This is a genomic window from Prevotella sp. C561, from assembly GCF_000224595.1.
Classification (GTDB): Bacteria; Bacteroidota; Bacteroidia; order Bacteroidales; family Bacteroidaceae; genus Prevotella; species Prevotella jejuni.
This window is the reverse complement of the sequence record NZ_JH114149.1, coordinates 73,151-98,552: the sequence shown is the minus strand read 5'-3', so window position 1 is coordinate 98,552 and position 25,402 is coordinate 73,151. Positions and strand designations below refer to the sequence as shown.

The following is a 25,402-nucleotide window of genomic DNA, read 5'->3' as shown; positions in this document are numbered from 1 at the left end:
GGCTATTGAGTAAACATGGGGAAAGAGACATCAAAAGACCTATAAGGAGTGCTTAGGAAGCCAAAGAATAAGACAGACAGCACTCAATAGGAACCATTAACATGGCGTTAAAAATAGAGAAACAACAACATATCCGTCCTTGTCAAGTGTTACCAAGAAGATAGCATACATACGAAGATTGCGATTTTCAGCTTTCTTTTGTCTTATTTCAAGCGTTTTATCTGTTCGCCTTCAGCATACCAAACACCATCACAACCGGTTTTCTCAGCCTTTGGAAGCAAAGATTTCAACTGATTTCTGTTTGTTATCTCTTCGTTAAGGATAGTTTTTGGCCATTGATAACCAGTCTGTTGAGGGACAGAATAACCCCATCCAAAAGCCTCGAAGGGAATCACCCAGAAAGAAGAATATTTTGTTTCGCCTGTATTTAAATGTATCACCATCACCTTGTTTACTGGTCGGTCGCATTGACTAACGATACTCTTTGCCATCCGTTCGCCCGTATTTCCCGATAGCCAAGAGGCATAACCGTGATGGAGTAGGGTAAAGGTAGCTGTCAAAAGGTAGAGCAAAGCTGATAAAAACAGGGCTTGTCTGTTCTTAATGCGTTCGCATAGTAGGGCTATCATCAGCGTTACAAAAGGCAGGACAGCATAACAGTGCATCATTGAGAAGACTGTCATAAGATTTACGAAAGCCCCAATAAAGAAAGATAAAAGCAGTACTACGAGTGTTTTCTGTAGCCTAAAAGAACGCAGTAGGAGCCAAAGAAAGGGTAGGGGGAGGAGCCCTGTGATTACAACAACTACAAGATGGCGATGTTGCGAATGGATAAGACTGGCATAATCGATAGGGTAGAAGGACATTCCTAACAGTAAACAAAGATTGCGTAATAGCTGTTTTGCAGTAAAAACCATGTACGCATTGTTCTCAAAATGAAAACTATCAGTCAGCAAAATACGGCAAACAAGATAAAAGACAAACACAAGACAGCCACAAAGAAGCTGCTTTAGCGTATGCTTAAAACAGTCTTTTCCTGTACTCCACACGACGAAGGGTGGGAAAGCAAACCAAATATAGCCTGACTCTTTAGCGAAGACAGATAGCAGAGAACAGAGTAACCACAAGGCAAGCTTTCGATATCCAAACAGGCTGATGTAGCTATATAAGGCAAGAAGTCCCCATAGAAGCGAATAGACTTGGTTTAGTGAATCAATATTTAGGACCGCCCCCAAGGTGCCTGACGACAAATAAAAGAAAACGACGGATAGGTTGCGTGACAACGTACTAACCCTAAACCATTGCAGAATCCTATAGACCAACCATGTGTTAAGGATATGCCCCAATAGGATGAAAAAATGGTTTAAGAAGGGAAAAAGTCGGTAATTAAGTCCGAGAAGATGCCCAAAGAGTACATCAAAAGGGCGCCAATAATTACCATCAGGGAGCAGATTTTGAAGCGTAAGAGGCTCTGTCTGCGGTACGGTATAGTAGGTCCAATCATCAAAGGTAGGCTGAAGTTGACAAAGCAACAGCAATGCCAACGGAGCAGTCAGTAGTATCCAAAAGATTGGGTTACGCCCTATCTGTCCTTTCATTGACATCATCAATTAACGATTGCGACCTTACAAACGGTTCCGTTATCGCCATTCTCATCGGCAGTCTGTACCATATAAACACCTGATGCAACACGCTTTCCGTTCCTATCCTTACCATCCCAAACGAAAGAACCACCATTGCTGGTACCTTCAGCAACGAGGACTCCATTCGTTGTTACAATCTTCACATTCGCATTCAACGACAAACCAACTATCGTGATGGGCCCTGTATAACCTGGTTTCACAGGATTTGGGTAAGCGTATGTAGTCTCATCATTAGGCGAGTCAACAGCCCTTGTAGCATCACTCATATAGGAACAGAGACCATTATCAGTAGCAAAGAACACCTCACCAGTGGCGTCATTGAGGGAAATAGACTGAATAGTGTTAGAGAGTAAAGGGCTGTTAGTAGTGGTAAAGTGCTGCAACTGCGTCATATTATCCGCACTGATAAGATAGACACCATTGCCCTTCGTACCAAACCACTTACGTCCTCCGCCATCAACAGCCATAGCAGTAATATCCAAGCCAGCAAGGAGATAGTCTGCAAGATTGGTTCCATCGTTACGCGGAACCTTAACTTGTATGAAGCGATAGTTCTCTTGGTCGTTCATTTGAGACCGCTGAAGGACCATCGGACCAGCCGTTGTTCCCACCCAGATATTGTGTTCTAAGTCCTCTGCCCAGCAATGAACAGCAGTAATATCGACGTTAGAACCGTCCTCATTGACAAATCGAGTATAAGCATTAAGTTTATCTTTTTTAGGATCATAAGAGAACAATCCCGGTTGAATCCAGTAGTCATTACAGAACCAAAGGAGGTTGTGACTGTCCAAACGCATCTGTGACAAGCCAGAGAGCCCCACACCATCTTTCATCAGCTCAGGTTTACTAAAGGATGTCATCAGCCCATCTTTTGACACACGAATAAGGTTTTCTTTCTTCGTTTGGTTATTGAGTACCCATAGATTACCATCTCTATCGTAAGCCAGACCATAGACAAGTACATATTCATTCCCAAGCTGTTTACCTCTGTCTATGGCTCCTTGTAGAATGCTATTATCCTTGTTATAGAAGGCTACCATCTTACCCAATCTGAACTCATAGAGGCCTGTTCGTGTACCTACAAACACATGATTACCATCATGAGGGTCTATCGCCACGGCCTTTGTCCCTATATAGACATAACCCGTTCGAGTCGATAAATTATCCTCGAAAAAGGTCCATTCATCACCCTCTAACACCTGTACTATACCTGGATTCTCCCAGTTATTAGCAGTAGGATTAAAGTTCCCTCCGGTACCATAAAGACGGTTATTAATGAAGGTAGTCCATACAAAGGTGTTACGCTCTGGACCGCCGGGACGAAGCGACTTAGCCTGTGCCAATAGGGTAGCATCAACACTTCGTGACCGCTCTACAAACCCTCCTACGTTCGTCCAGTTGTTTCTGTCGAGGAGATTAGCAGCCAAGTCAGCACGATAAAGTCCCTTACTACGACTGGCAGCATAGATATACTTGCCCTCAATATAGCTGTAATTAACAGGGAAAAAGAGCTTATAACTATCGCTTATCTCCGCCTTAGAAACATTGAGTTTGGCAAGTCCAAAACCCGTAGAAAGGTAACAATAGCCACCATACATATCAATACCATTAACAGTCTTGTCCTCCATTGAGGTCTTTAAGTAGTAGTCTGGCACATTAAGAACATTCCCTCTCTCGTCCAGCAGGTCGATATTATTATCCGAATAGACGATAACCAACCTACGAGCAGACTTGTTCCAGCCTATAAACCGGATATCCGTATCGTTCAAACCATTGACCTTATCGTAGGTCTTTATACTCTGATCGTTCTTGTTATAGGTATAAAGGCTATTGGAAGCAAGCACATACAACTTGTTACTTCCTTCTTCAACCCACTGTACATCACTGTAAGCAAGATAATTCTTCCATGTTCCTACACCGCCAGCAAGGGCATTACAGTAAGCTAACAAGATGAAAGCCGCAACTAAGAGATATCGTTTTATTGTCATAGAGTATTCTTTTCGTGATGGATATAATACATCAGTTTGTATACATTAAACAAGAAAATACTGGGATTATTGCCTTGAAGATGTTTCTTTATGCGTTGTCCTACAAGGAAATAAGCTGCATTAACCAGCTTTTGTAGGTGTAGTTTCTTTATTTTCTCAGCAGTTTCAAGCAGTTTAGAATAACCTTTCAGTTGGTTACGGAAGGTATATAGTGTGCGAAGAGACTGTTCTGTTTTATCTAAGAACTCACTGTTTGATTCAAAGAAATCAAGTGTTATGGGGTTATCAATATGTGTGATTGCTATATGATCCATGGCAAGTGACTTACCAAAGAGTACATCTTCATAGCCGTATTGGACGAAATTCTCATCAAAAGAATGTTCCGTCATGATGTCTTTATGTGCTAAGAAGTTTGTCGTACGAAAGTGTTTTGTAGCATGACACTGCCTGTCTTGCGGTGTATTCTTCTGTTCATACGCCTTCTCATAGCGGTATCTAAGGTTGTCTTTCCACCTGTTTAGGTCTCCTCCTATCCTTATTCCACCTACAACAACATTCCTTTTGGCCTGCAGATAACGATGAATAAAGTGTGAATTGTCTAATGTTAGATCTCCATCTATGAAGAGAAACCACTCTCCTTGTGCTTGCGAAATAAGGAAATTACGGATAGCTGAACGCCCAACGTTCTGCTTTCTTGTTATATAACGTACCCCATCCAACCTCTCTATACGTAAGTTATGCTCTATATAGCTTGCCACAGAAGAGCCATCATCAGCTACAATAATCTCAAATTCAGTACCACATTCCACGCACTGTCGCTGTAACTCTGTCACCAAAGCTACACAGCTGCAATTGTAAACGGGAAGAAGAATAGACAACATAACGGCTATCAAATGATTAAATACATATTCCTTATAGGCGATACTTACGCTATCTGGCTCCAAAGGAAGACTTATCAAGATGGTTGACATAGTCCTCCTCTGCCTTTATAACAGCCTATTAATGGTATAGAGAACTCCCGCCTTCAATTTTTTTTCATGAAAATAATTCGATAAAGGGGATTTCTCAAAGTGTAAAAGGCTCTTTTTAGCATTTTACTTTCCTACCTCCTCCATTCTTGAAAAGCCTCTTTTCACCTCTTATTCTTTTAGTTTTTCAGCGTTATCAAGTACTCTGCTAACTTCTTTACAGCCCTTGCACGATGAGAAATCTGGTTCTTTATCTCCTCACCCAACTCTGCAAAGCTCTTGTCATAACCCTCTGGAATGAAGATAGGGTCGTACCCGAAGCCCTCTGTACCATGCTTCTCTGTAGCGATTCTACCCTCTACCTTACCTTCAAACTGATGTTCTACACCATCAATGATAAGTGAGATAATGGTGCGAAAGCAGGCTTTACGATTGGCTTTCCCTTCTAAGTTTGCCAATAGCTTACGCATATTCGCCTCGCTATCGTGGTCGGTTCCCTCTGCATAACGAGCTGAATGTACACCGGGTTCACCACTGAGCGCCTCCACCTCAAGTCCTGTATCATCAGCAAAACAGTTCTGACCGTAATGTTCAACGACGTAAGAAGACTTCTGACGTGCATTCTCTTCCAGTGTTGCTCCAGTCTCAGGGATATCCTCATGACAGCCTATTTCAGCCAAGGAGACGATTTCAAAGTCCTTTCCAAGGATGTCCTTAATCTCCTCGAGCTTATGTTTATTATTCGTTGCAAATACTATTTTCATCTTCGTAAATCCTTTCCTTACTATGAAAAAACTATGTTATCACATCAAGACCCTTGTCAACACGACAGGGACCCACCACTCATGTGCTCGCAAAAGATTACAGCCATTGAACACACGAGTCATGTGTCCCTGTGGTATAGCATGTGGAACACAGCCCTTCTGCTTATTTATTTCTGTTCATTCGCAGGCTTTTTCATGGCTTCAGCCAACTTCTTTTCCTGCTTTTTCATTTCCTTTTTAGCCTTAATCTTTATCTGATCAAAGCCTTCACCATAGACACCGATAACCGAACTCTGGCTTACAAAGGCGGTAGGGTCAACCATCTTGATGATACGGAAGATAGTTTTACTCTCGTTACGCTTTGCCAACAAGCAGATAACCTTCATATCATTGCCAGTATACCAGCCGTGTCCGTCAAGGATAGTCAGCGCATGCTCGGTCTCCTCAACAATCGCTTTGGCTATTTCTTCATGTTTCCAAGAGAAGATCATGAACTGTACTGACTCGCGCCTCATATTCATCACGTGGTCTAACATAAAACACTCGATGAACATCGTACAGTAACCAAAGACCATCTTATGCAAGCGTTCCATGACATCACCAAACTGAGGAAAGAACAAACAGCTACCCACAATCAGAATATCGACGCCCATTAAGACTTGTCCTAACGAGATATCATGATACTTATTGACGCAGGCAGCAATGATATCCGTACCTCCCGTACTTCCATTATTTAGGAAGACAATAGCCAATCCCGTACCCGTTAGACAGCAACCTATTATCAATGACATAAAAGCCTGGTCCTCACCAAGCATCTTGACCAAGTGCCCTGCGGAATCTTTCGGCATCAAGTCCTGTGCAAAGATAAGCATAAAATAAAGGGCAAAGATGGCATAGATGGTCTTCATCAAGAACTTAAAGCCCAATATCTTCAGTGCAACAATCAGCAAGGAGACATTGATGATGATATAAGTGTTTTGTATCTTAAAGCCTGTAGCATAGTAGATAACAGCCGACATACCCGTCACTCCGCCCGTAACAATCTCATAAGGCATGAGGAAGATGGTAAAGGCTGCTGCATAGATAAGTAAGCCAACGGTCAAGAAAAAATAATCTTTGGCTTCAGATCGGATAAGTTGTTGATCAATAGTCATAGGCTCTTAGAATGGTTATAATGAAGAGGATGTATCGAAACACAGCTGTAGCGGTTCTTCACAAACGCACCTCACTTTCGTAGATGGCTCCCGCTTATAGAGAAACAAGCCAACAGCCCTGTTTCCATACAGCCTCTTCTATGGTTTATTGAATAGTTATTTGCAAACGATATTGATAATCTTCTTCGGCACAACGATTATCTTTACGATTGTCTTACCGTCGATATAGTGCTGGCTTCGTTCGTCTTCTAAAGCCTTCTTCTCAATATCTTCCTTCGTTGCATCAGCTGGGAAAGTCATCTGGAAACGTGCCTTACCATTGAAAGATACAGTCAGCTGCACCTCATTTTCTACGAGATAAGACTCGTCCCATGCTGGCCATTCAGCATCGAAGACACTCTTTGTCTCACCACCCAACTGCTCCCACAGTTCTTCTGCCATGTGAGGTGCGAATGGAGCGATGACAATAACCATCTTCTTCAATAGTTCACGATTAGCACACTTCTGCTGTCCGAGTTCGTTGACACAAATCATAAACGCTGAAACAGCTGTGTTGTAAGAGAACTGCTCAATATCGCCTGTCACCTTCTTGATAAGCTTATGAACGCTCTTCAATGAATCCTTTGAAGGCTCATCATCGTTGAGTTCCTGCTGATAAAGCTTCCAGAACTTCTTCAAGAAACGGAAACAACCATCGATACCATTGGTATCCCAAGGCTTACTTGCCTCTACAGGACCAAGGAACATTTCGTAAAGACGGAGTGTGTCTGCGCCATACTGCTCAACAATAACATCTGGATTGACAACGTTGAACATTGACTTTGACATCTTCTCTACCGCCCAACCGCATTTGTAGGTGGGGGGTGTTGGGTGGTGGGTGGTGATGAGATCTGATGATGATGTACCATCTTCGAAGATGAATTCAGCATTGTTATACTCTGGACGCCATGCCTTGAAAGCCTCAACATCCAATACATCAGCATGAACGATATTGACATCAACATGGATAGGAGTAGTATCATACTTGTCTTTCTGACCTAAGCTGACAAAGACTGGTGCCTTTGAGTGGTCGTCAGAATTGATACGATAAACGAAGTTAGAGCGTCCTTGGATCATTCCTTGGTTCACCAACTTCTCGAAAGGCTCCTCCTTACAGCTGCAACCACAGTCGAAGAGGAACTTATTCCAGAAACGACTGTAAATCAAGTGACCTGTTGCATGTTCGGTACCACCGACATAAAGGTCTACATTCTGCCAATACTCGTCTGCCTTTTTACCCACAAGTGCTTCGTCATTGTGTGGGTCCATATAGCGAAGATAGTATGCTGAACTACCAGCAAAGCCCGGCATCGTATTCAACTCCAATGGGAATACGGTCTTATCGTCAACCAATGACTTCTCAACAACCTTACGCTCAGCCTCATTCCAAGCCCAAACCTTTGCACGACCCAATGGTGGTTCGCCGCTTTCTGTTGGTTCGTACTTGTCGATTTCAGGCAGTTCAAGAGGCAAACACTCCTCTGGTATCATGTAAGGCATTCCCTGCTTGTAATAGACAGGGAATGGTTCACCCCAGTAACGCTGGCGTGAGAAGATAGCATCACGCAGACGATAGTTCACCTTCACACGACCGATACCCTTCTCAGTAACAAACTGCTTGGTCTTGGCAATAGCCTCCTTCACCGTAAGACCATTGAGAGAGAAGCCGTCCATGCTCTCTTTTCCTGCAGCAGGAGAGTTGGTTACGATTCCTTCCTTTGCATCAAAGCTCTCTTCTGAGACATCAGCACCCTCAATCAATGGGATGATTGGGAGGTTGAAATGCTTTGCAAAGGCATAGTCACGACTGTCGTGAGCAGGTACAGCCATAATCGCTCCTGTTCCATATCCAGCCAAAACATACTCTGAAATCCAAATAGGAATCTGCTCGCCAGTGAATGGATTGATACCGTATGAGCCTGAGAAGACACCTGTTACCTTACGGTCAGACATGCGCTCCAGCTCTGTGCGCTTCTTTACATACGCCAAATACTCCTCTACCTCAGCCTTCTGAGCCTCTGAAGTAAGCTCTGCAACGAGTTCTGACTCTGGTGCCAATACCATGAAGCTAACACCAAACATCGTATCAGCACGCGTGGTAAAGATCGTGAACTTACCCTCTTTCTGACCTCCATCTGCTACTGGAGTCTGGTACTTGAATTCAACCTCTGTACCCTCAGAACGACCAATCCAGTTCTTCTGTGTCTCTTTAATAGAGTCAGACCAGTTGACAGTCTCCAATCCATCAAGCAATCGCTGTGAATAGGCAGACACACGAAGACACCACTGCTTCATCAACTTCTGTACGACAGGATAGCCTCCACGCTCACTCACACCATTGACAACCTCGTCATTGGCAAGCACTGTGCCGAGTCCCGGACACCAGTTTACCATCGTCTCACCGAGGTAAGCAATACGATAGTTCATTAACTTCTCCTGCTGTTCCTGCTCGTCCATGCTCGACCAGTCACGTGCTGAGAAAATCAGTTCCTCACTCTGTGCGACATTAAGGTTCAGTGTTCCTTCTTCCTCAAAGTGGCGAACAAGGTCCTTAATAGGCAATGCCTTCTGTTGTGTATAGTCATAATAAGACTCGAACATACGCTCGAAAGCCCACTGTGTCCAGTGATAATAACGTGGGTCACAGGTGCGTACCTCACGATCCCAGTCGAAACTGAAACCTATCTTATCCAACTGCTCACGATAACGAGCAATGTTCGTGTCGGTTGTCAGCTGTGGATGCTGACCCGTCTGAATGGCATACTGCTCAGCAGGAAGTCCGTAAGCATCATATCCCATAGGGTTCAACACGTTGAAACCCTTCAGTCGCTTATAGCGTGCATAGATGTCACTTGCAATATAACCCAATGGGTGTCCAACGTGCAATCCAGCTCCTGATGGATAAGGGAACATATTAAGCACATAGAACTTCTGCTTGTTCTCGTCTTCAACAACTTTGTAGGTCTTATTCTCAACCCACTTCTGTTGCCATTTCTTCTCAATGTCTATGAAGTTGTATTCCATTCTTATTTTCTATTATAACTAATGTGCAAATTTACAAAAAGTTTCCGTAAAACACTTCGTTTCGATGGGAATTATAGAACGAAAAAATATAATATTCTTTGTTTACTTAGGCTAGAATAAACCCTTTATAACGATAAACAGCTCTTATCTCAACTGCATATTGCATAACTTTCACTCCTCCGCACCACCCGTGCGAAGCGTTCGCACCATTGGTGCGGAGCCTCAGCACCACTTGTGCTAAGCCTCAATACGTCAGTCGTTAAGGGTAGGGACAGGGCGTTTTGTTGTTACATTAAACCATTGGTAAGGCTCTATTGACATACAGATATAGACAAAATCTTATCAAACCCCTATTAATCAATATATTAAAAGAGGATTCATTCTGTTTAACAATCTACTTTCTAACCGAACACTATGCACATTTCTGTATTGTAATCTTCTTGCATATTAATAAATAAAAAGCACTAAAAAGGATTAAAATATGGGACATAAGGACAAGAATGTAAAAATACTTTTGAAATAAATTGCAACTTATTAAGAAAAAACATATATTTGCATCATATTGATAACTATAAACTTAACGCTTTGACTATGTGGAATAAATCAATACTATTACTCACTGCTTGCATCTCTGCAACAGCCCTATCAGCCCAGAATACAACTAAAACAGACTCCACAAAGACACAGAAGTTGGAGGAAGTCGTCGTAGCACAAAGGCGCCAGCTTATCAAGAATGATATTGACAAGCTAACGTATGACGTGCAACATGACAAGACAGCACAGACAAAGACGACCTTAGAAGTACTCAAGAAAATACCCCTTGTCACCGTTGACGGACAAGAAAACATCAGGGTTCAAGGCTCTACAAGTTTTAAGGTGTATAGGAACGGACATCCTGACCCAAGTCTTTCAGGGCAGAACCTTAAGGATATTCTCAAGGCAATACCTGCTTCTACGATCAAAAGGATTGAGGTTATCACTGATCCCGGTGCCAAGTATGATGCTGAAGGGACTACAGCTATCCTCAACATCGTCATGATGAGCAATACTAAACTACAAGGAATATCAGGCAATGTAAACTCTGATGTCGACACTCACGGCTCTGTAAGGCTTGGTACTTATCTAACAACAAAGGTGGGAAAGCTTACGACATCCGTCAATTATAACTATGCAGATCAGAACAAGAAACAGACAGAAAATTATAGAGAGGAAGCCTACAACTACGTTAAGACTGGCGAACACACGCATGAATATGGTAAAAACAGCACGGGTGCAACAATACATTTCGGCAATATCAATGCCAGTTACGAGATTGACTCACTCAATCTGATGACCGCATCAACCAATTTCTTCGGCTATAAAGCCGATGCTAACACACAGAGCACGAATGAACGGTGGGACAAGAATAACCAACTGATTTACAAATTCAATAATGATATGACCACACCGGGTTACTCATATGTTAATCTTGGAGGACGTTTTGACTATCAACACAAGACCCATTTAGATGGAGAAGTGCTTACACTCTCTTATATGTTAGCTGCCACACGACAGCACACTACATTCCGTCAGGCATATAGCAATATGGTAAACTTCCCTGTCAGCTATACAAGTTACGACCGGAACACCCGTGAACGCTTCACAGAACATACCTTCCAGATTGACTATGTACGACCATTTGGAAAACACCATAAGATAGAAAGTGGAACAAAATATATCCTTCGTTACAACAATAGTACGTCATTAATGGACTATCAAGGGACTACCCCTGACATGGAAAGTAAGTTCAAGCATAACGCACAAGTGGCTGCTGCCTACCTCTCATATATCTTCACCGCTGGCAAATGGGCTGCCCGTGCAGGATTGAGATACGAGTTTACTCGCATGAAAGCATCCTATCCCGATGGTAGTAATGCCGATTACCATGCTAATCTCAATGACTGGGTACCATCAGCAAGCCTACAATACAAGATTAGCGATGGTCAAACACTGAAGTTTAGCTATAATACCAGCATCAACAGACCTGGCATCGGCTATCTCAATCCAGCCATCATTAGCACACCAACGGCAGTCTCTTTCGGTAATGCAAACTTAGGAAGCAGTCGCAATCAAAAGCTACAACTTGTGTATATGTTGGTTACTTCAAAACTTACTTTGCAATTAAGTCCCTATTATTCATTTACCAACAATGGTATAGGTCGTATCTTGTATGAACAGAATCGTAAAGATGTTTCTACCTTTCAGAACATTCTGAAAAGTAAAATATTCGGTATTTCATCCTACACAGAATGGACTCCATTAACTGGAACATCGTTTACACTCAATGCTTCCATGCGTTATGCCCGAATCACCTTACCCACACCTTATCTCAAGAACAGCGGATGCGGTGGTGGTATCTACTTTAATTGGGAGCAGAAAATACCATGGAAATTAACGGTGACAACCAGTATTGGAGGTGAATATGGCAACAGAGTTTACAATCCGTATGCCATTGAGGGGCATTGGTTCTACTATGATTTCACCTTGACACGTCGCTTTTTAAAAGATAAGCTAACAGTATCTTTATCAGCAGAATCACCTTTCATCAAAGAAAGATCAAGTACCTATCGTATCGTTCGAGGCGATTATACTGGTTATGAACGCTCCGTTATGTACCCTCGATACTTTAATATCGGATTTTCATGGAGCTTTGGTAAGTTAAAAGCAAACGTTAAGAAGGCAGAACGAAGCATTCAGAATGATGACTTAGTGGGTGGAGGAAAGAAGTAGAAACAGATCGTTAGGACTGCATACACAGCAACTTAACGCACCTATTTTTAGGTTCTTCCGTTAAATGTGTGGATACTTTTCGTATCGCTTTAACGGAAGAATCGAAGTTACTCATTAAACAAAAACCATGGCTAAGACAATCAACTTTATGTCCTCTTATCATCCTCTGACATTGAAAATCATTTCTTTTTAGACTTCGAAAATAGGTAGATAAGGATTTGAAAAATCATTACATAATTTCAAAGAAAACATCAATAAATAACGGCAAAAACACATATAAGAAGCAGGTTTGCAACCATAAGGAAATCAATCAGTTATAAAGTAATAAGTAAAAGGTGCTTAATTGGACTTCAAAAGGGCGTTAGTAAGGGTCTTAAAGGGCGTCTTCTGCAAGCCAAAAGGGCGTCTTTTAGAAGCCAAAAGAGCATGTATTCAAAATCATGATGTGAAAAGTTATGACAAAGTAACAGGCTATTAGCCCTATTAGGCTTATTAGGCTAATTAGCCTAATAAGCCTAATAGGGAATAAGTGGTTTGTAGAAGGCAGATAGACATCACTTGTTAACCCGTCAATCCGTTAACTCATTAACTTTCTGCCACTATCTTTTGCCATTATAATAAAAAGGAGTATCTTTGCGAAAGACAAATATAGATACCCTTTAGACAAGTATTTCTCCTCCTTCTCTACTCGAAAGAGAGGAGTAAGAGTGGATATTTTACGCTTATGGCAACACATCCTTTATGGTCTGACGACTACTGGCTACTACTCCTACAGCTTTATCTTAAAAAGCCAGAGGGAATGAAACCGATGTATTCACGTGCGTTGGTAGACCTCAGCTTGGAACTACACATACCACCAAAGAACCTCTATGAACAGCTTTTTAAGTTGCGACACCGTGATATGCCCATCATTCATCTGATTTGGGAGACGTATGGAGAGAATACAAGAAAGCTCAACAAAGACGTAAAGAAACTGCGTTCGATGAAGGGATTTGGCCAACCAAGGGAGTTCTACGATGGTGTGAAGGTGCGTGAAACATTTGAACATGACTTCCTTCCAGTGGCCGACGACACAGAGCTGAGGCCCTTCATGCTCATTATGATTCTCGACCTTTATTTCCGACTCACCCCTATTACGATGGTTGAGGAGACACCAGAGGTCATAGAACTGGCCAAGCTGATGAAAATAAAACCACGAATGATAGTTGAGGTGATGGATGTGTTTCAATTCTGCGACCCTTATCTCAATCGTGACGACCTCCTTATCTCCCCTTTACTACCATCTTGTCAGGAGGTGTGGAACCGTTATGGAAATGATAACCCACAGAAACTTTCTGCCTTAGCAGCACAATTAAGGGAATATTTCACTTGATTGTACTTGTTTTTTAGTACTTTTGTAGCACAATTCAGGTAAACAATGGCACAGGAACAAGTACAGATTCAGACCCAGAAACAGCAACAGGTGCAGCGTCTCTCACAACAGCAGATGCTGCAAGTAAAGTTGTTGGAGATGCCACTGACAGAATTAGAGGAAAGTGTTAATGCTGAACTCGACGATAATCCTGCCTTAGAAGCAGGAGGGGAGGAGACCGATAGCATTGACAACAACGATACTGTAGAGCATTCAGAAGACGATGATTTCGACACACTTCAGGAACGAGAAGAACGACAAGATGCGCTCGACTCGGCACTGGAGCGTATGCGTTCGGATGATGATCTTCCTACATACGATTCAAGACAGCAACGAAATAATGCTGAATATGAGGAGATTGTGTATGGAGATACAACATCTTTCATCGATAAACTCAATGAGCAGGTGGGAGAAAGAGAGCTTACTGAAAGGCAGAAGAGTATCTTGGAGTATCTTATCGGTAGTCTTGATGATGACGGACTCTTGCGAAAAGACCTCGATAGTATCAGCGATGAGTTGGCAATCTACTATGGAATTGATGCGTCAACTAAGGAATTAGAAGAGGTACTGAAGATTCTGCAGGACTTTGACCCAGCTGGTATCGGTGCAAGAGACTTGCAAGAATGTCTCTTGTTACAGATAGACCGAAAGGTCGAGAACGGTGAGTGGGAGAAAGACAGTCATCTGTATAAATACATCTACAACATCCTTTCACATCATTTCGATGCTTTCAAAAAGAAGCATTGGGATAAGATTCAAAGCGCACTGTCGCTGTCTGACCTTCAAGTAGAGGCGCTACAGCGTGAGATTCGTAAGTTAAATCCGAAGCCGGGGTCGTCTATGGGGGAGACACAAGGACGTAACCTGCAACAGATAACACCTGACTTTATCATTGACACAGAGGATGATGGTACTGTTACTTTCAGCTTAAACCACGGCAATCTACCAGAGTTGCACGTTTCGCAGGCCTTCAACGATATGATGGAGACCTACCGAAACAACAAAGCTGGTATGAATCGACAGGAGAAGGAGGCGTTGCTTTATGCCAAAGAGAAGGTGGAAAAGGCACAAGGATTTATCGAAGCGGTAAAGCAAAGACGCCATACCTTACAGGTGACGATGAAGGCTATCATCGATATTCAGCGTAAATTCTTCCAAGATGGAGATGAGGCTGACCTCAAACCAATGATTCTTAAAGACATTGCCGACCGTACAGGATTAGACATCTCTACCATATCACGTGTGAGCAACATCAAGTATGCACAGACACGATGGGGTACATTCCCTCTGCGTTTCTTCTTCACTGATAGCTATACAACGGAAGATGGCGAGGAAATGTCTACTCGTAAAATCAAGTTGGCACTCAAAGAAGTAATCGACAAAGAGGACAAACGTAAGCCGCTCAGTGATGATGCGCTTGCAAAGGTGATGAAAGAAAAGGGCTTCCCAATAGCTCGCCGCACTGTTGCTAAGTACCGCGAACAACTCGGATTACCTGTGGCAAGACTGAGGAAGGAGTGATGTAATTAGGTGTTGGATGTTAGGTGTTAGGTGTTAAAGTATGAACGAAAAGAACATTATATTAACAGCAAGGGTTGTGAGTATGGTTCTCACACCATTCTATTTACCCGTTGTGGGCATATTGGCTATCTTTACTTTTAGCTATCTTAGTATGTTCCCATGGCAGGCAAAGCTGTCGTATGTCTTTTTGGTTTACGCTTTTACAGTGCTTATCCCTACCTTACTCATCCATATCTACCGTGAGTACCATGGTTGGACACCTATCCAATTAGGACAAAGAGAGCGAAGAATGGTTCCTTACGTGATTTCTATTCTTTGCTACTTCACGTGCTTCTATATCATGAACATCCTACACCTGCCTCACATGCTGACCTCAATACTCATCGTGGCATTGGTGATACAGATTCTATGTGCTATCATTAACGTGTGGTGGAAGATATCAACACATACGGCAGCTATCGGTGGTGTGACAGGTTCTTTGATAGCTTTTTCACTGCTATTCAACTTCAATCCGATGTGGTGGCTTTGTCTTACGCTCATCGTTTCAGGCTTTGTAGGTAGCAGCAGAATGATTCTCAGGCAACATTCATTGGAGCAAGTGGCATCGGGTTTCTTCTTAGGTATCATCTGTTCGTTCGTTACTATCATCCTTATATAGAATGTATAAGGGTCGAGAAGACTACCCACTATGAAGAAATAAACGTCTGACTGACAGAGAGGAGGAACTCTCTTAATAAGATATACATACAATACAAATAAAGAATATACACTTAATACATTAAGAATATGAAGCCATTAGTTAGTATTATCATGGGTTCTACAAGCGATCTACCTGTTATGGAAAAAGCTTGTAAGTGGTTGGAAGAACAAGAGATTCCCTTTGAAGTGAATGCTCTCTCAGCCCATCGTACACCTGACGCAGTAGAGTCTTTTGCCAAGGAAGCAAAAGGTCGTGGCGTAAAAGTTATCATTGCTGCGGCTGGTATGGCTGCTGCTTTGCCTGGAGTTATCGCTGCTTCAACACCACTCCCAGTAATTGGTGTACCTATCAAGGGCATGCTCGACGGTCTTGATGCTATGCTTTCTATCATTCAGATGCCTCCTGGAATACCCGTTGCGACCGTTGGCGTTAATGGAGCACAGAATGCTGCTATCCTCGCAGCAGAGATGATTGCACTCGGGGATGACGTTATCGCACAGAAAGTTGACAGCTGGAAAGCTTCATTAGGACAGAAGATTGAGAAGGCAAACAAGGAGTTGGCCGAGCTTAAAGACTATAAGTTTAAGTGCTAAGACTGTCCCTAACTTCTCCTGAAAAGGAGAGTTACTACGGAAGACTATAATTGTCAAGGTCGTTACCACTTATTACCTCTTATTTTACCCCTTCTCTCGAAGGGGCTAAGAGAGGTGTGATATCATCTCAAAAGGGCTTGGGGAACTGCCCCATTATCCATATATAACATGATAGATTTATTCAACTTTGAACGAAGAAAAACCTCTGTCACCCATGTTGGTGCACTCAACATTGGTGGAGAGAACCCTGTACGCGTACAATCAATGACAACTACTTCTACGGACGATACCGATGGAAGCGTTGCACAAGCTAAGCGTATCATTGATGCAGGAGGAGAACTTGTACGCCTCACAACGCAGGGAAAGCGTGAGGCAGAGAACTTAAAGAATATCAATGCACAACTACGTGCAGACAATTATATGGCTCCGCTCTGTGCGGATGTTCACTTCAATGCGAATGTAGCAGACGTTGCTGCACTCTATGCAGAGAAGGTTCGTATCAATCCGGGTAACTATGTCGACCCTGCTCGTACGTTCAAAAAGTTAGAGTACACCGATGAGGAATATGCACAAGAGCTACAGAAGATTGAGGACAGACTGATTCCTTTCATCAATATATGTAAGGAGAACCACACCGCTGTACGTATTGGTGTCAACCATGGTAGCCTCTCTGACCGTATTCGTAACCGTTATGGCGATACGCCAGAAGGTATTGTAGAGAGCTGTATGGAGTTCCTCCGCATCTTCCGTAAGTATGACTTCCATGACATTGTCATCTCTATCAAATCCTCAAACACGGTTGTTATGGTTCGTTCCGTACGCCTTCTTGTGGCTGAGATGGACAAGGAAGGTATGCACTATCCGCTCCATCTTGGTGTTACCGAGGCTGGTGAAGGTGAAGACGGACGTATTAAGAGTGCCGTAGGTATTGGTGCCTTACTCGCTGATGGTATCGGTGACACGATCCGTGTATCACTGAGTGAAGAGCCAGAGTGCGAGATTCCAGTGGCTAAATACCTTACTTGGTATCTTCGTAGACATGAGAAACATCTCCTCATCCCTGCCGAACAGTATGCTGACTTTGATTATCTCCATCCTAACCGACGTGAGACAGTGGCTGCAGGCAATATCGGTGGCGAGAATGTTCCTGTTGTTATTGCCACTCGAAAGGCTGATCAAGCAACTGCCGAGGTATCATCACCAGAGCTACCAAAGCCCGACTATATCTATGTACAGGGTGAATTGCCTGAGAAAAGGGCAAAGAAACAGAAGTATATACTTGATTATGATGCCTATTTAGACCTTGCCAACAGTGGTAAGCAGTCCTTAGAGAATGTCTATCCAATCTTCCCTGTGACGGGAATGCCTTTCATCAGTGCGATAAACAGTGATGTTAAGTTCCTCGTATTAAAGTTCGGTACACCTTCAGAGGAGTTCCTTGCTTGTCTGAAAACACATCCAGAGGTGGTTGTGGTATGTATGACAAGCCATCAGAACCGCCTTGGCGACCAGCGTGCATTGGCGCATCAACTGATGATAGCAGGGGTAAAGAACCCTATCATCTTCGCCCAGATGTATCAGCATTCAACTACCGAAGAGAAGGAAGAAAGCAGTAACAGCCAACAGGCTGAGACAACTACGGCTAAAGAGAAGTTCCAATTAGAGGCTGCAGCAGATATGGGTGCACTCATGATGGACGGACTTACTGATGGTATTTGGCTGATGAACAATGGCAACCTCTCACAAGAGGATGTTGAACAAACGGCTTTCGGTATTCTTCAAGCAGGTAGATTGCGCATGGTAAAGACCGAATACATCTCTTGCCCAGGCTGTGGCCGTACGCTCTACGACCTCCGCACGACGATTGCCCGCATCAAAGAAGCTACCAAGGGAATGACAGGACTGAAGGTAGGTATCATGGGCTGTATCGTGAATGGTCCTGGTGAGATGGCTGATGCAGACTATGGATATGTGGGTGCAGGACCTAAGAAGGTGAGTCTCTACCGCAAACAGGTATGTGTTGAACATAATATACCAGAAGAGGAAGCAGTCGAACACTTGCTTGCACTTATCAAGTCAGACCAAAACAAAGCCCAAACCAAGGATTAAGGTTTGATAGACAAAGGTCATCATCAGCGTAGGTCGCGATCTAACCAACGGTGGGAGCGTCCCTCCCATCTCGTTTCCTACCATGGTGCTAACGCCTAATACAAGTGATGCTAACGCTCAGTACCACCCCGTACTAAGCATAGACACCAATAGTGCAGGGGCCTAACACCATTGTAATCAATGGTTCACTCCATGCTACGACAGCCAATATTGATACAATATCAGTCAATAGTTTAACTGTCAAAAAGCATGCACTTTGTAGGAGGCGATAACAGACAAGAGGCTTAAAGATTGAGAATAAATAGTAAATAAAGATTAGATAATCAGACTGAAAACGACGATTAATCTGATTGAAAGATTGTACCAACTGGGCTAATTTGCCTAACAAGCGCAACAATACACCCACGTAACAACTTGATTTACCGATATTTATCCTCAATGTTAAAACTAAACAAAGTACGAATGTAGCGTAGATTCTGCTTGTTTCTTTCCTTATAAAAGACTATCTTTGCACTATGAAGATATTGGAGGAGATAAAGAAACTATGCCTGAGTCGCTACAACCTGTTCGTTATTGGCGTACAGGTAGCCATTTATGTACTTCTTGTTTCTATCTGGTCGTTGGTGATTATGTTGCTTGAACACGATGTCAAAGCAGCAAAAGAGTCAATGTGTGTCAACTCCTTTGTACTCTTCTTACTGCTGATAGTCTTCATGGTCAATTTCTATCTACTTGTTCCTTACCTCTTTGAAACGAAGAATAAGACCAAACACTGGGCCTTCTGGATTATCAACCTACTGTTCATAACTTTGTGGAACCACCATATCTTCAGCATATATAACGAAGACATGCCCAATGCTCCTATCCGAGTAGGGTTCTATCAGTTTGGTGTTATGTGGATGATCCTCAACTATACGATGGTAGTTGCTGCTATCTTCGTAAGGTATTATATCCGACATAACATACTGAGAAGGCAACTTAGAGAGGAAAAACAGAAGATGACAGAGGCCGAATTGGCATGGCTTAAGAACCAACTGAACCCTCACTTCCTCTTTAACACACTCAATAACATATCGTCGCTCACCCAGACAAGTCCCAACAATGCCCAAAAGGCTATCGAACAACTGTCTGAACTGCTGCGCTATGCACTCTATGAAACGCAGCCGAAGGAGGTGAGTCTGAATGGTGAGATAGCTTTCATCAAGAACTATATCAACCTGATGAGAATACGGTATGGCAGTAACGTAGAGATAAAGAGCCAATTCGTCATCCATAACTCACAGTTGCTCATTGCGCCATTAGTATTCCTTACGCCCGTAGAGAATGCTTTTAAGCATGGTATAAGTGCAAATAAACCATCGTTTGTCCACATCTCTATCACAGAAGACAACGGTAAGATAGTATTCCTTTGTGAGAACAGTAACTATCCAAAAAACGACACTGACAAGAGTGGAAAGGGTATCGGATTAGAGAATATGTACCGCCGTTTAGAGCTGATTTACCCTGATAGGTACCACATTGAACAGCGTATTACACCAGAGGTTTACCACCTCAAGATTATTATTAAGCCGTAAGATAATTGCAATCAGCACTCCCTCTCACAATTCATCACCACCCATCATTCAACACCAAACACCCATCACTCCAACACCCAACACCCATATAAACAATTCATCAACACCCAACATTCACCACCCAACACCCATCACCCTATCCCCACCCATGTTACTCCATAATCAAACACAAGCTATTCAGCGCATGAACACGCTGGCCAAGGAAGGTAAAGACTTTATCTTTATCATCAATTATAAAGCCGATAGCGCCTACATAGAGGAATTTACGAACATAGACCCACGTGAACTGCTTTTTTCTTTCCCAACTCTTTCTAATATACCAGAGGCCGAAAGCTATAGCAGTGAGGCTGTCGAATGGAATACTGAACCACCCACAAGAGAAGACTATGAGCACCGCATCAATCTTGTCAAGCAAAGAGAGCGTGAAGGCGACAGCTATTTAGCCAACTTGACCTGCAAGATTCCCATACGAACAAACCTCTCTCTGCATGATATCTTTATGCGATCAAAGGCGTTATATCGCTGTTGGATGAAAGAGAAATTCGTTTGCTTCTCCCCTGAAATATTCGTTCGCATCAATAGAGAAGGACTTATCAGTTCCTTCCCAATGAAGGGTACGATTGATGCAACACGCCCTGACGCTGAGAAGGAACTGATGGAGAATAAGAAGGAGGCGGCCGAACACGCTACTATCGTTGACCTTATCCGTAACGATCTGAGCATGATAGCAGAGAAGGTGCAAGTGAAACGCTATCGATATGTCGACCATCTGACGACTAACAAGGGTGAAATCCTTCAGACAAGTTCGGAGATTACAGGACAGCTCCCTACAGACTATCGTGAAAACATCGGTACGCTTCTCTTCCGTTTGCTCCCTGCTGGCTCTATTACAGGTGCTCCTAAGCCTCGTACAATGGAGATTATTGATGCGGCTGAGGGGTATGAAAGAGGCTTTTATACAGGTGTGATGGGTTGTTATAGCAAAGGACAATTAGACAGTGCAGTGATGATTCGCTTTATTGATCAGGATAAAAACGGACAGCTCCACTACAAGGCTGGGGGTGGCATTACGGCTCAGAGTAATAATGATGACGAATATAAAGAGGTGATAGAGAAGGTTTATGTGCCAATATATTGAGACAATAAGGGTGGTAGACGGCTGTGTCTGTAATCTTGCCTACCACGAACAGCGGATGAACCGCACACGTAAGGAAATGTTAGGATTGACAGAGCCATTGCGTATAGTTGACCTTCTGCAGGCTGTTAGCTTACCGATGGAATGCTCGAAGCTACGCTTTGTCTATGATAGAAAGGGCATCCATGATATCACTTGTACACCTTATACCTGCAGAGAAATCCGCTCCTTGCACCTTGTCTATGACGATAACATTAGCTATCCCTACAAGAGTACTGACCGCTCGGCACTTAACGAACTAAAAAAACAGCAAGGCGACTGTGACGAAATACTTATTGTTCGTAACAATCACCTCACAGATACATCCTATACTAACATTGCTCTCTATGATGGCGAACAATGGTTTACACCCTCTACACCACTCCTCTGCGGTACAATGCGGCAACGACTGCTTGATTGTGGACTGCTTCAAGAGCGTGAAATCAGTGTTTCAGACATCCCTAACTATCAGTATATAAGCCTCTTCAATGCCATGATTTCATTGGGAGAAATTATCCTTCCTATTGATAGAATTAGGTAAACAGCGAATTACTTTCACGACAAGAAATATTTTTTTTCATGACAATAAATATTTTTTTCATGAAGAAAAATATTTTTCTTCACGAAAATAATTCGATAACAACAGTTGCCTTTATGACCAAAGTAAGGGAGAACCCTACTCACAAACCTACTTTTTAGCGCTTATCTACGTGACTTAAAATACATGAAAATAAGTATAATCGCAGCGAAAATGATAATCTTCACTATAAGAGAAAAGATACGTCTCGACTTTTCTCGTGGGTCATAAAAATCGCCACTTATGGTTCCACGCTGTCGACATGTGCTACTATCATCTGGAAAGATGGTACTTTCTCTACTCCTATCTTTGCTTGGATTAGAAAGATACTTACCCATATAAGCCTTATATGCCACCTCTTTTATCTCTCGTTTATTTGTTTGCTGTAAAGCAGTATAACGGCTTGCAAAACGCTGATAGAGTGGGTCATCGGCTCCACGCACCATCTTCATGTAGTTCAGTTTACCCCTCAGAACAGCATTAAGAGGTACACAATGCTGATGACCCTTTGTCTTTCCATGCTGCTGCCTGTAGCTCTTCCACGCAGCCCGACAGGCATCTTCATAGCCATAACGCTCCCAGATATACAGCAAGGAACGGATTTCACGCACATAACGGCGGCTTACATTCACCTTTTCAGTTACCATCAAGCCTGTTACCTCCTGCCGCTTTCCACGGCGTTGTAGGTGGGTTTTCGCTTCGTTCAGTCGGAAACCATAACGCTCAACGATAGCCTTAACCTGCTGTACAAGCTCTCCCTGTGGACGAAGGACGTCTGTATCAGCACTGAAAGTGAGGTCATCAGCATAGCGGGTAAAGGTAATTCCTTGTGCAGCAGCTATGCTCGCTATCTCCTTATCCATCTCCCGACAAATAAAGTTCGACAGTGTTGGCGATGTAGCAAAGCCCTGTGCCAATACCTCTTCATTGTTCTTTGTTCGCACAGTAGCCAATCCAGAGATGAGTTTTGCAGCCAATGACGAGAAGCCAAAAGGCTCTGCCGTCAGACAGTCAGCCACCTGCTGGCGTGTAATAGTGGGGAAGAAATCCTTTAAATCAAGGTTTAGAATATAACGTTTTCCCACATGTGGACGTGCATTATCAACCACAGAACGACCACAGACAAAGCCAAACGCCCAAGGAGTAGGCTCATCATAGGTTTGCAGCACTATATTCAATGCCTGTAAGACACCACGCAGAGCTCCTTTCGGAGCAGTAATCTCACGATAGCCACCGTGCTTCTTACGAAGTCGGAATGTCTTGCAACGTCGTTGGACATTATTGGTATCAGCAAAGAAACTAAGCTGCTTCCCACGAAAGTCAGAATATATTAATGGTTCTTTCAGTTCGTTCAGCAGTGTAGCAAGTTCTTTCGAATCATTTAAATAACGCAACCGATTCTCAAAATCAGCCTTTGTGTATTCTCTTCCGTTTACTGTTCTGGTTGCCATAGTGCGCTTGTTCTAAACAAAAAAATAGGAACGCTGTAAGGGAATTACTTTTATCGTGAACCTTCGTTAACGATAGTAACGATACTTCGTATCAAACTCCAGCGAATACGCCAGAAACTACTTCTAATTCTTTCAGACGTTCCTATCTGTGGCAAAGATAGATATTAATATCAGAACATCAAAACTTTTCAAGCATTAAATCATATCTATAAGGCTATTTATTAGGTGTTTGAAGACTGACTATCACGCCTTACTCACTAAAAGAGAAGAATGTTAGACAGCATTAATCCTTATATCTTTTATCCTTACTCATCTGTTTATAGAATGTAATCATGATGTTGTTAATCATTGATAACTAACACTTTAAGCGGGGAGAATAACCTTGTTTGACAAATAAATAAAAGCTTCAAAGACTTGTATCTATGGGTATAAAACAATACTTTTGCACTCGAAAAAGAAAGAATTTTAGCTCTACAGTGTAGTTTTTAACCCACTACGTGCGTCTAAAAGACAAAAAACAACCTATCAAAAGATGGACAACCTACAAAATGAACAAGACTTCTCGCGAATCGTAAGAGAACATAAAAGTACGATTTATACCGTATGCTATATGTTCTCGAAGAATGAAGACGAGGTGAACGACCTCTTTCAAGAGGTATTGATAAACCTTTGGAAGGGTCTGCAGAACTTCCGAGGAGAAAGTGATGTACGCACGTGGATCTATCGTATCAGTCTAAACACCTGCATCTCATGTGACCGAAAGAAACGGAAACGGAAAACGATTCCACTTACGATGAATATCAATCCTTTTACGGATAGTGATGAAGACAGCCGACAGGTACAGCAACTTAATCGTCGTATCAGCCAGTTAGGACCTTTTGACCGAGCCATTATCCTGCTTTGGTTGGAGAATATGAGCTATGAAGAGATTGGCGAAATCGTCGGTATCAGTACTAAGAATGTATCTGTAAGACTGTTTAGAATTAAGGAGAAATTAAAGAAAACGAATGTAACAACAGAGGAGTAGGGGAGAAGACTGTTAATATTATTGGCCTAATTAGCCCTATTAGTCTAATTAGCCTAATATACCCAATAACCTACAAGACTTAACAATCATATTAAAAAGAAAACTACAATGGAAACAAAAAATACAGAGTTAGAAGAAATGCGACAGCAGTTAGGAATACTAAAGAGTAAACTTGACAATCAAACACTCGTCAACGATAAGCTTATCAGACAGTCAATGCTCAATAAGATGTCGTTTATGAAGAAGTACACATGGGTGTCATTCTTAGCGTTACTATTTATTTATTACGTTTACAATGATATTCGAATAACGTTTAACCTATCGTGGTGGTTCTATGGAGCTACTGTAATATTTATGACTTTCACTGTTTGTTTCGATGCTTATATCAACCGTTTCAATAAGGAAGCGTTCCTTAATGGTGACCTCATAGCAACATCCTTACAAATGCAAAGGATGAAGAAATTACGCAAAAGGTCCTTATTATATGGTATCTTCTTTATGACAATATGGGTTTCTTGGTTCGTTATCGAGTTATACAATGGTTCAGGTGCTGCGAATGGAGGAGAAAATACATCCATGTTCTATGGTATGCTGGTTGGTGGTGGCGTTGGCTTAATCGCCGGAGTAGCCATCGGTATATGGTTATACCTTCGTATGCAACGCATTAACTCGGATATTATCCAACAGATTGATGAACTTAAAAAAGAGACAGAGTAAAGAAGAATAAAGACAGAGTAACATATAAACAAAGTACAGGGTAACATAAGAACTTATTGCTTGTTCCTATGTTACTCTGTTTTTTTAACCTTTTATTCTTCCCTTAAATCCAATGAACTATAGCAGCAATTAAAGAATTGTTATACCCAACAAATAGATATTTTACACCCAGCGGTTGGGTACGATAGGACTTATTCGC

Annotated in this window: 18 protein-coding genes; 11 read left to right on the top strand and 7 right to left on the bottom strand. The window is 42.4% G+C overall.

What is annotated here, in order from left to right; all coding sequences use genetic code 11:
* Positions 1 to 203: 203 nt before the first annotated feature.
* From HMPREF0666_RS11400 to HMPREF0666_RS11375, 6 genes are all read right to left on the bottom strand, one after another.
* The gene (locus tag HMPREF0666_RS11400) at positions 204 to 1,598 is read right to left on the bottom strand and encodes a hypothetical protein (protein WP_009012509.1); all 1,395 of its coding nucleotides are present in this window, start codon (positions 1,596 to 1,598) and stop codon (positions 204 to 206) included.
* A gap of 8 nt (positions 1,599 to 1,606) precedes the next feature.
* Positions 1,607 to 3,631 (bottom strand): hypothetical protein, encoded by a 2,025-nt coding sequence (locus tag HMPREF0666_RS11395; protein WP_009012508.1) that lies wholly within the window; start codon positions 3,629 to 3,631, stop codon positions 1,607 to 1,609.
* The gene (locus HMPREF0666_RS11390) at positions 3,628 to 4,512 is read right to left on the bottom strand and encodes a glycosyltransferase family 2 protein (protein ID WP_042856314.1); all 885 of its coding nucleotides are present in this window, start codon (positions 4,510 to 4,512) and stop codon (positions 3,628 to 3,630) included. Before HMPREF0666_RS11390 ends, HMPREF0666_RS11395 begins: the two co-directional genes overlap by 4 nt.
* Before the next feature lie 266 nt (positions 4,513 to 4,778).
* Positions 4,779 to 5,363 (bottom strand): non-canonical purine NTP diphosphatase, encoded by a 585-nt coding sequence (locus HMPREF0666_RS11385; protein WP_009012506.1) that lies wholly within the window; start codon positions 5,361 to 5,363, stop codon positions 4,779 to 4,781.
* A 167-nt stretch (positions 5,364 to 5,530) separates the two neighbouring features.
* A complete protein-coding gene (locus HMPREF0666_RS11380; RefSeq protein WP_009012505.1) occupies positions 5,531 to 6,517 on the bottom strand; it encodes a YitT family protein in 987 nt (328 codons plus the stop codon).
* Positions 6,518 to 6,673: 156 nt separating this feature from the next.
* Entirely contained in the window at positions 6,674 to 9,580 is a 2,907-nt protein-coding gene (locus tag HMPREF0666_RS11375) for a leucine--tRNA ligase (RefSeq protein ID WP_009012504.1), read from the bottom strand.
* A gap of 591 nt (positions 9,581 to 10,171) precedes the next feature.
* On the opposite strand from HMPREF0666_RS11375, the gene HMPREF0666_RS11370 reads away from it, so the two are divergent.
* The 9 genes from HMPREF0666_RS11370 (at position 10,172) to HMPREF0666_RS11330 (ending at position 21,972) form a co-directional block, all read left to right on the top strand.
* Positions 10,172 to 12,349 carry an outer membrane beta-barrel family protein gene (locus HMPREF0666_RS11370; RefSeq protein WP_050803244.1) on the top strand — a complete coding sequence of 726 codons (2,178 nt, stop codon included), beginning with the start codon at positions 10,172 to 10,174 and terminating at the stop codon, positions 12,347 to 12,349.
* Positions 12,350 to 13,073: 724 nt separating this feature from the next.
* Complete coding sequence (locus HMPREF0666_RS11365; RefSeq protein WP_042856306.1) at positions 13,074 to 13,721, top strand: hypothetical protein; 648 nt, start codon at positions 13,074 to 13,076, stop codon at positions 13,719 to 13,721.
* A 45-nt stretch (positions 13,722 to 13,766) separates the two neighbouring features.
* A complete protein-coding gene (rpoN, locus tag HMPREF0666_RS11360; RefSeq protein WP_009012501.1) occupies positions 13,767 to 15,281 on the top strand; it encodes an RNA polymerase factor sigma-54 in 1,515 nt (504 codons plus the stop codon).
* Between the two features lie 40 nt (positions 15,282 to 15,321).
* A complete protein-coding gene (locus HMPREF0666_RS11355) occupies positions 15,322 to 15,939 on the top strand; it encodes a phosphatase PAP2 family protein (protein ID WP_009012500.1) in 618 nt (205 codons plus the stop codon).
* Positions 15,940 to 16,067: 128 nt separating this feature from the next.
* Positions 16,068 to 16,574: a 5-(carboxyamino)imidazole ribonucleotide mutase gene (gene purE / locus HMPREF0666_RS11350; RefSeq protein WP_009012499.1), complete on the top strand. Its 507-nt coding sequence runs from the start codon at positions 16,068 to 16,070 to the stop codon at positions 16,572 to 16,574.
* Between the two features lie 168 nt (positions 16,575 to 16,742).
* A complete protein-coding gene (locus HMPREF0666_RS11345) occupies positions 16,743 to 18,683 on the top strand; it encodes a 4-hydroxy-3-methylbut-2-en-1-yl diphosphate synthase (protein WP_009012498.1) in 1,941 nt (646 codons plus the stop codon).
* A gap of 515 nt (positions 18,684 to 19,198) precedes the next feature.
* Complete coding sequence (locus HMPREF0666_RS11340; RefSeq protein WP_009012496.1) at positions 19,199 to 20,257, top strand: sensor histidine kinase; 1,059 nt, start codon at positions 19,199 to 19,201, stop codon at positions 20,255 to 20,257.
* Positions 20,258 to 20,405: 148 nt separating this feature from the next.
* Positions 20,406 to 21,395: an aminodeoxychorismate synthase component I gene (locus HMPREF0666_RS11335; protein ID WP_009012495.1), complete on the top strand. Its 990-nt coding sequence runs from the start codon at positions 20,406 to 20,408 to the stop codon at positions 21,393 to 21,395.
* Complete coding sequence (locus tag HMPREF0666_RS11330; protein WP_009012494.1) at positions 21,379 to 21,972, top strand: aminotransferase class IV; 594 nt, start codon at positions 21,379 to 21,381, stop codon at positions 21,970 to 21,972. The genes HMPREF0666_RS11335 and HMPREF0666_RS11330 overlap by 17 nt, the downstream gene beginning before the upstream one ends.
* A gap of 161 nt (positions 21,973 to 22,133) precedes the next feature.
* Here HMPREF0666_RS11330 and HMPREF0666_RS11325 read toward each other — a convergent pair whose 3' ends face one another.
* The gene (locus tag HMPREF0666_RS11325; protein ID WP_009012493.1) at positions 22,134 to 23,459 is read right to left on the bottom strand and encodes a reverse transcriptase family protein; all 1,326 of its coding nucleotides are present in this window, start codon (positions 23,457 to 23,459) and stop codon (positions 22,134 to 22,136) included.
* A 532-nt stretch (positions 23,460 to 23,991) separates the two neighbouring features.
* Here HMPREF0666_RS11325 and HMPREF0666_RS11320 point away from each other — a divergent pair.
* The gene (locus tag HMPREF0666_RS11320) at positions 23,992 to 24,486 is read left to right on the top strand and encodes an RNA polymerase sigma factor (protein WP_009012492.1); all 495 of its coding nucleotides are present in this window, start codon (positions 23,992 to 23,994) and stop codon (positions 24,484 to 24,486) included.
* A 108-nt stretch (positions 24,487 to 24,594) separates the two neighbouring features.
* Positions 24,595 to 25,203: a hypothetical protein gene (locus tag HMPREF0666_RS11315; protein ID WP_009012491.1), complete on the top strand. Its 609-nt coding sequence runs from the start codon at positions 24,595 to 24,597 to the stop codon at positions 25,201 to 25,203.
* The last annotated feature ends 199 nt before the right edge of the window (positions 25,204 to 25,402 follow it).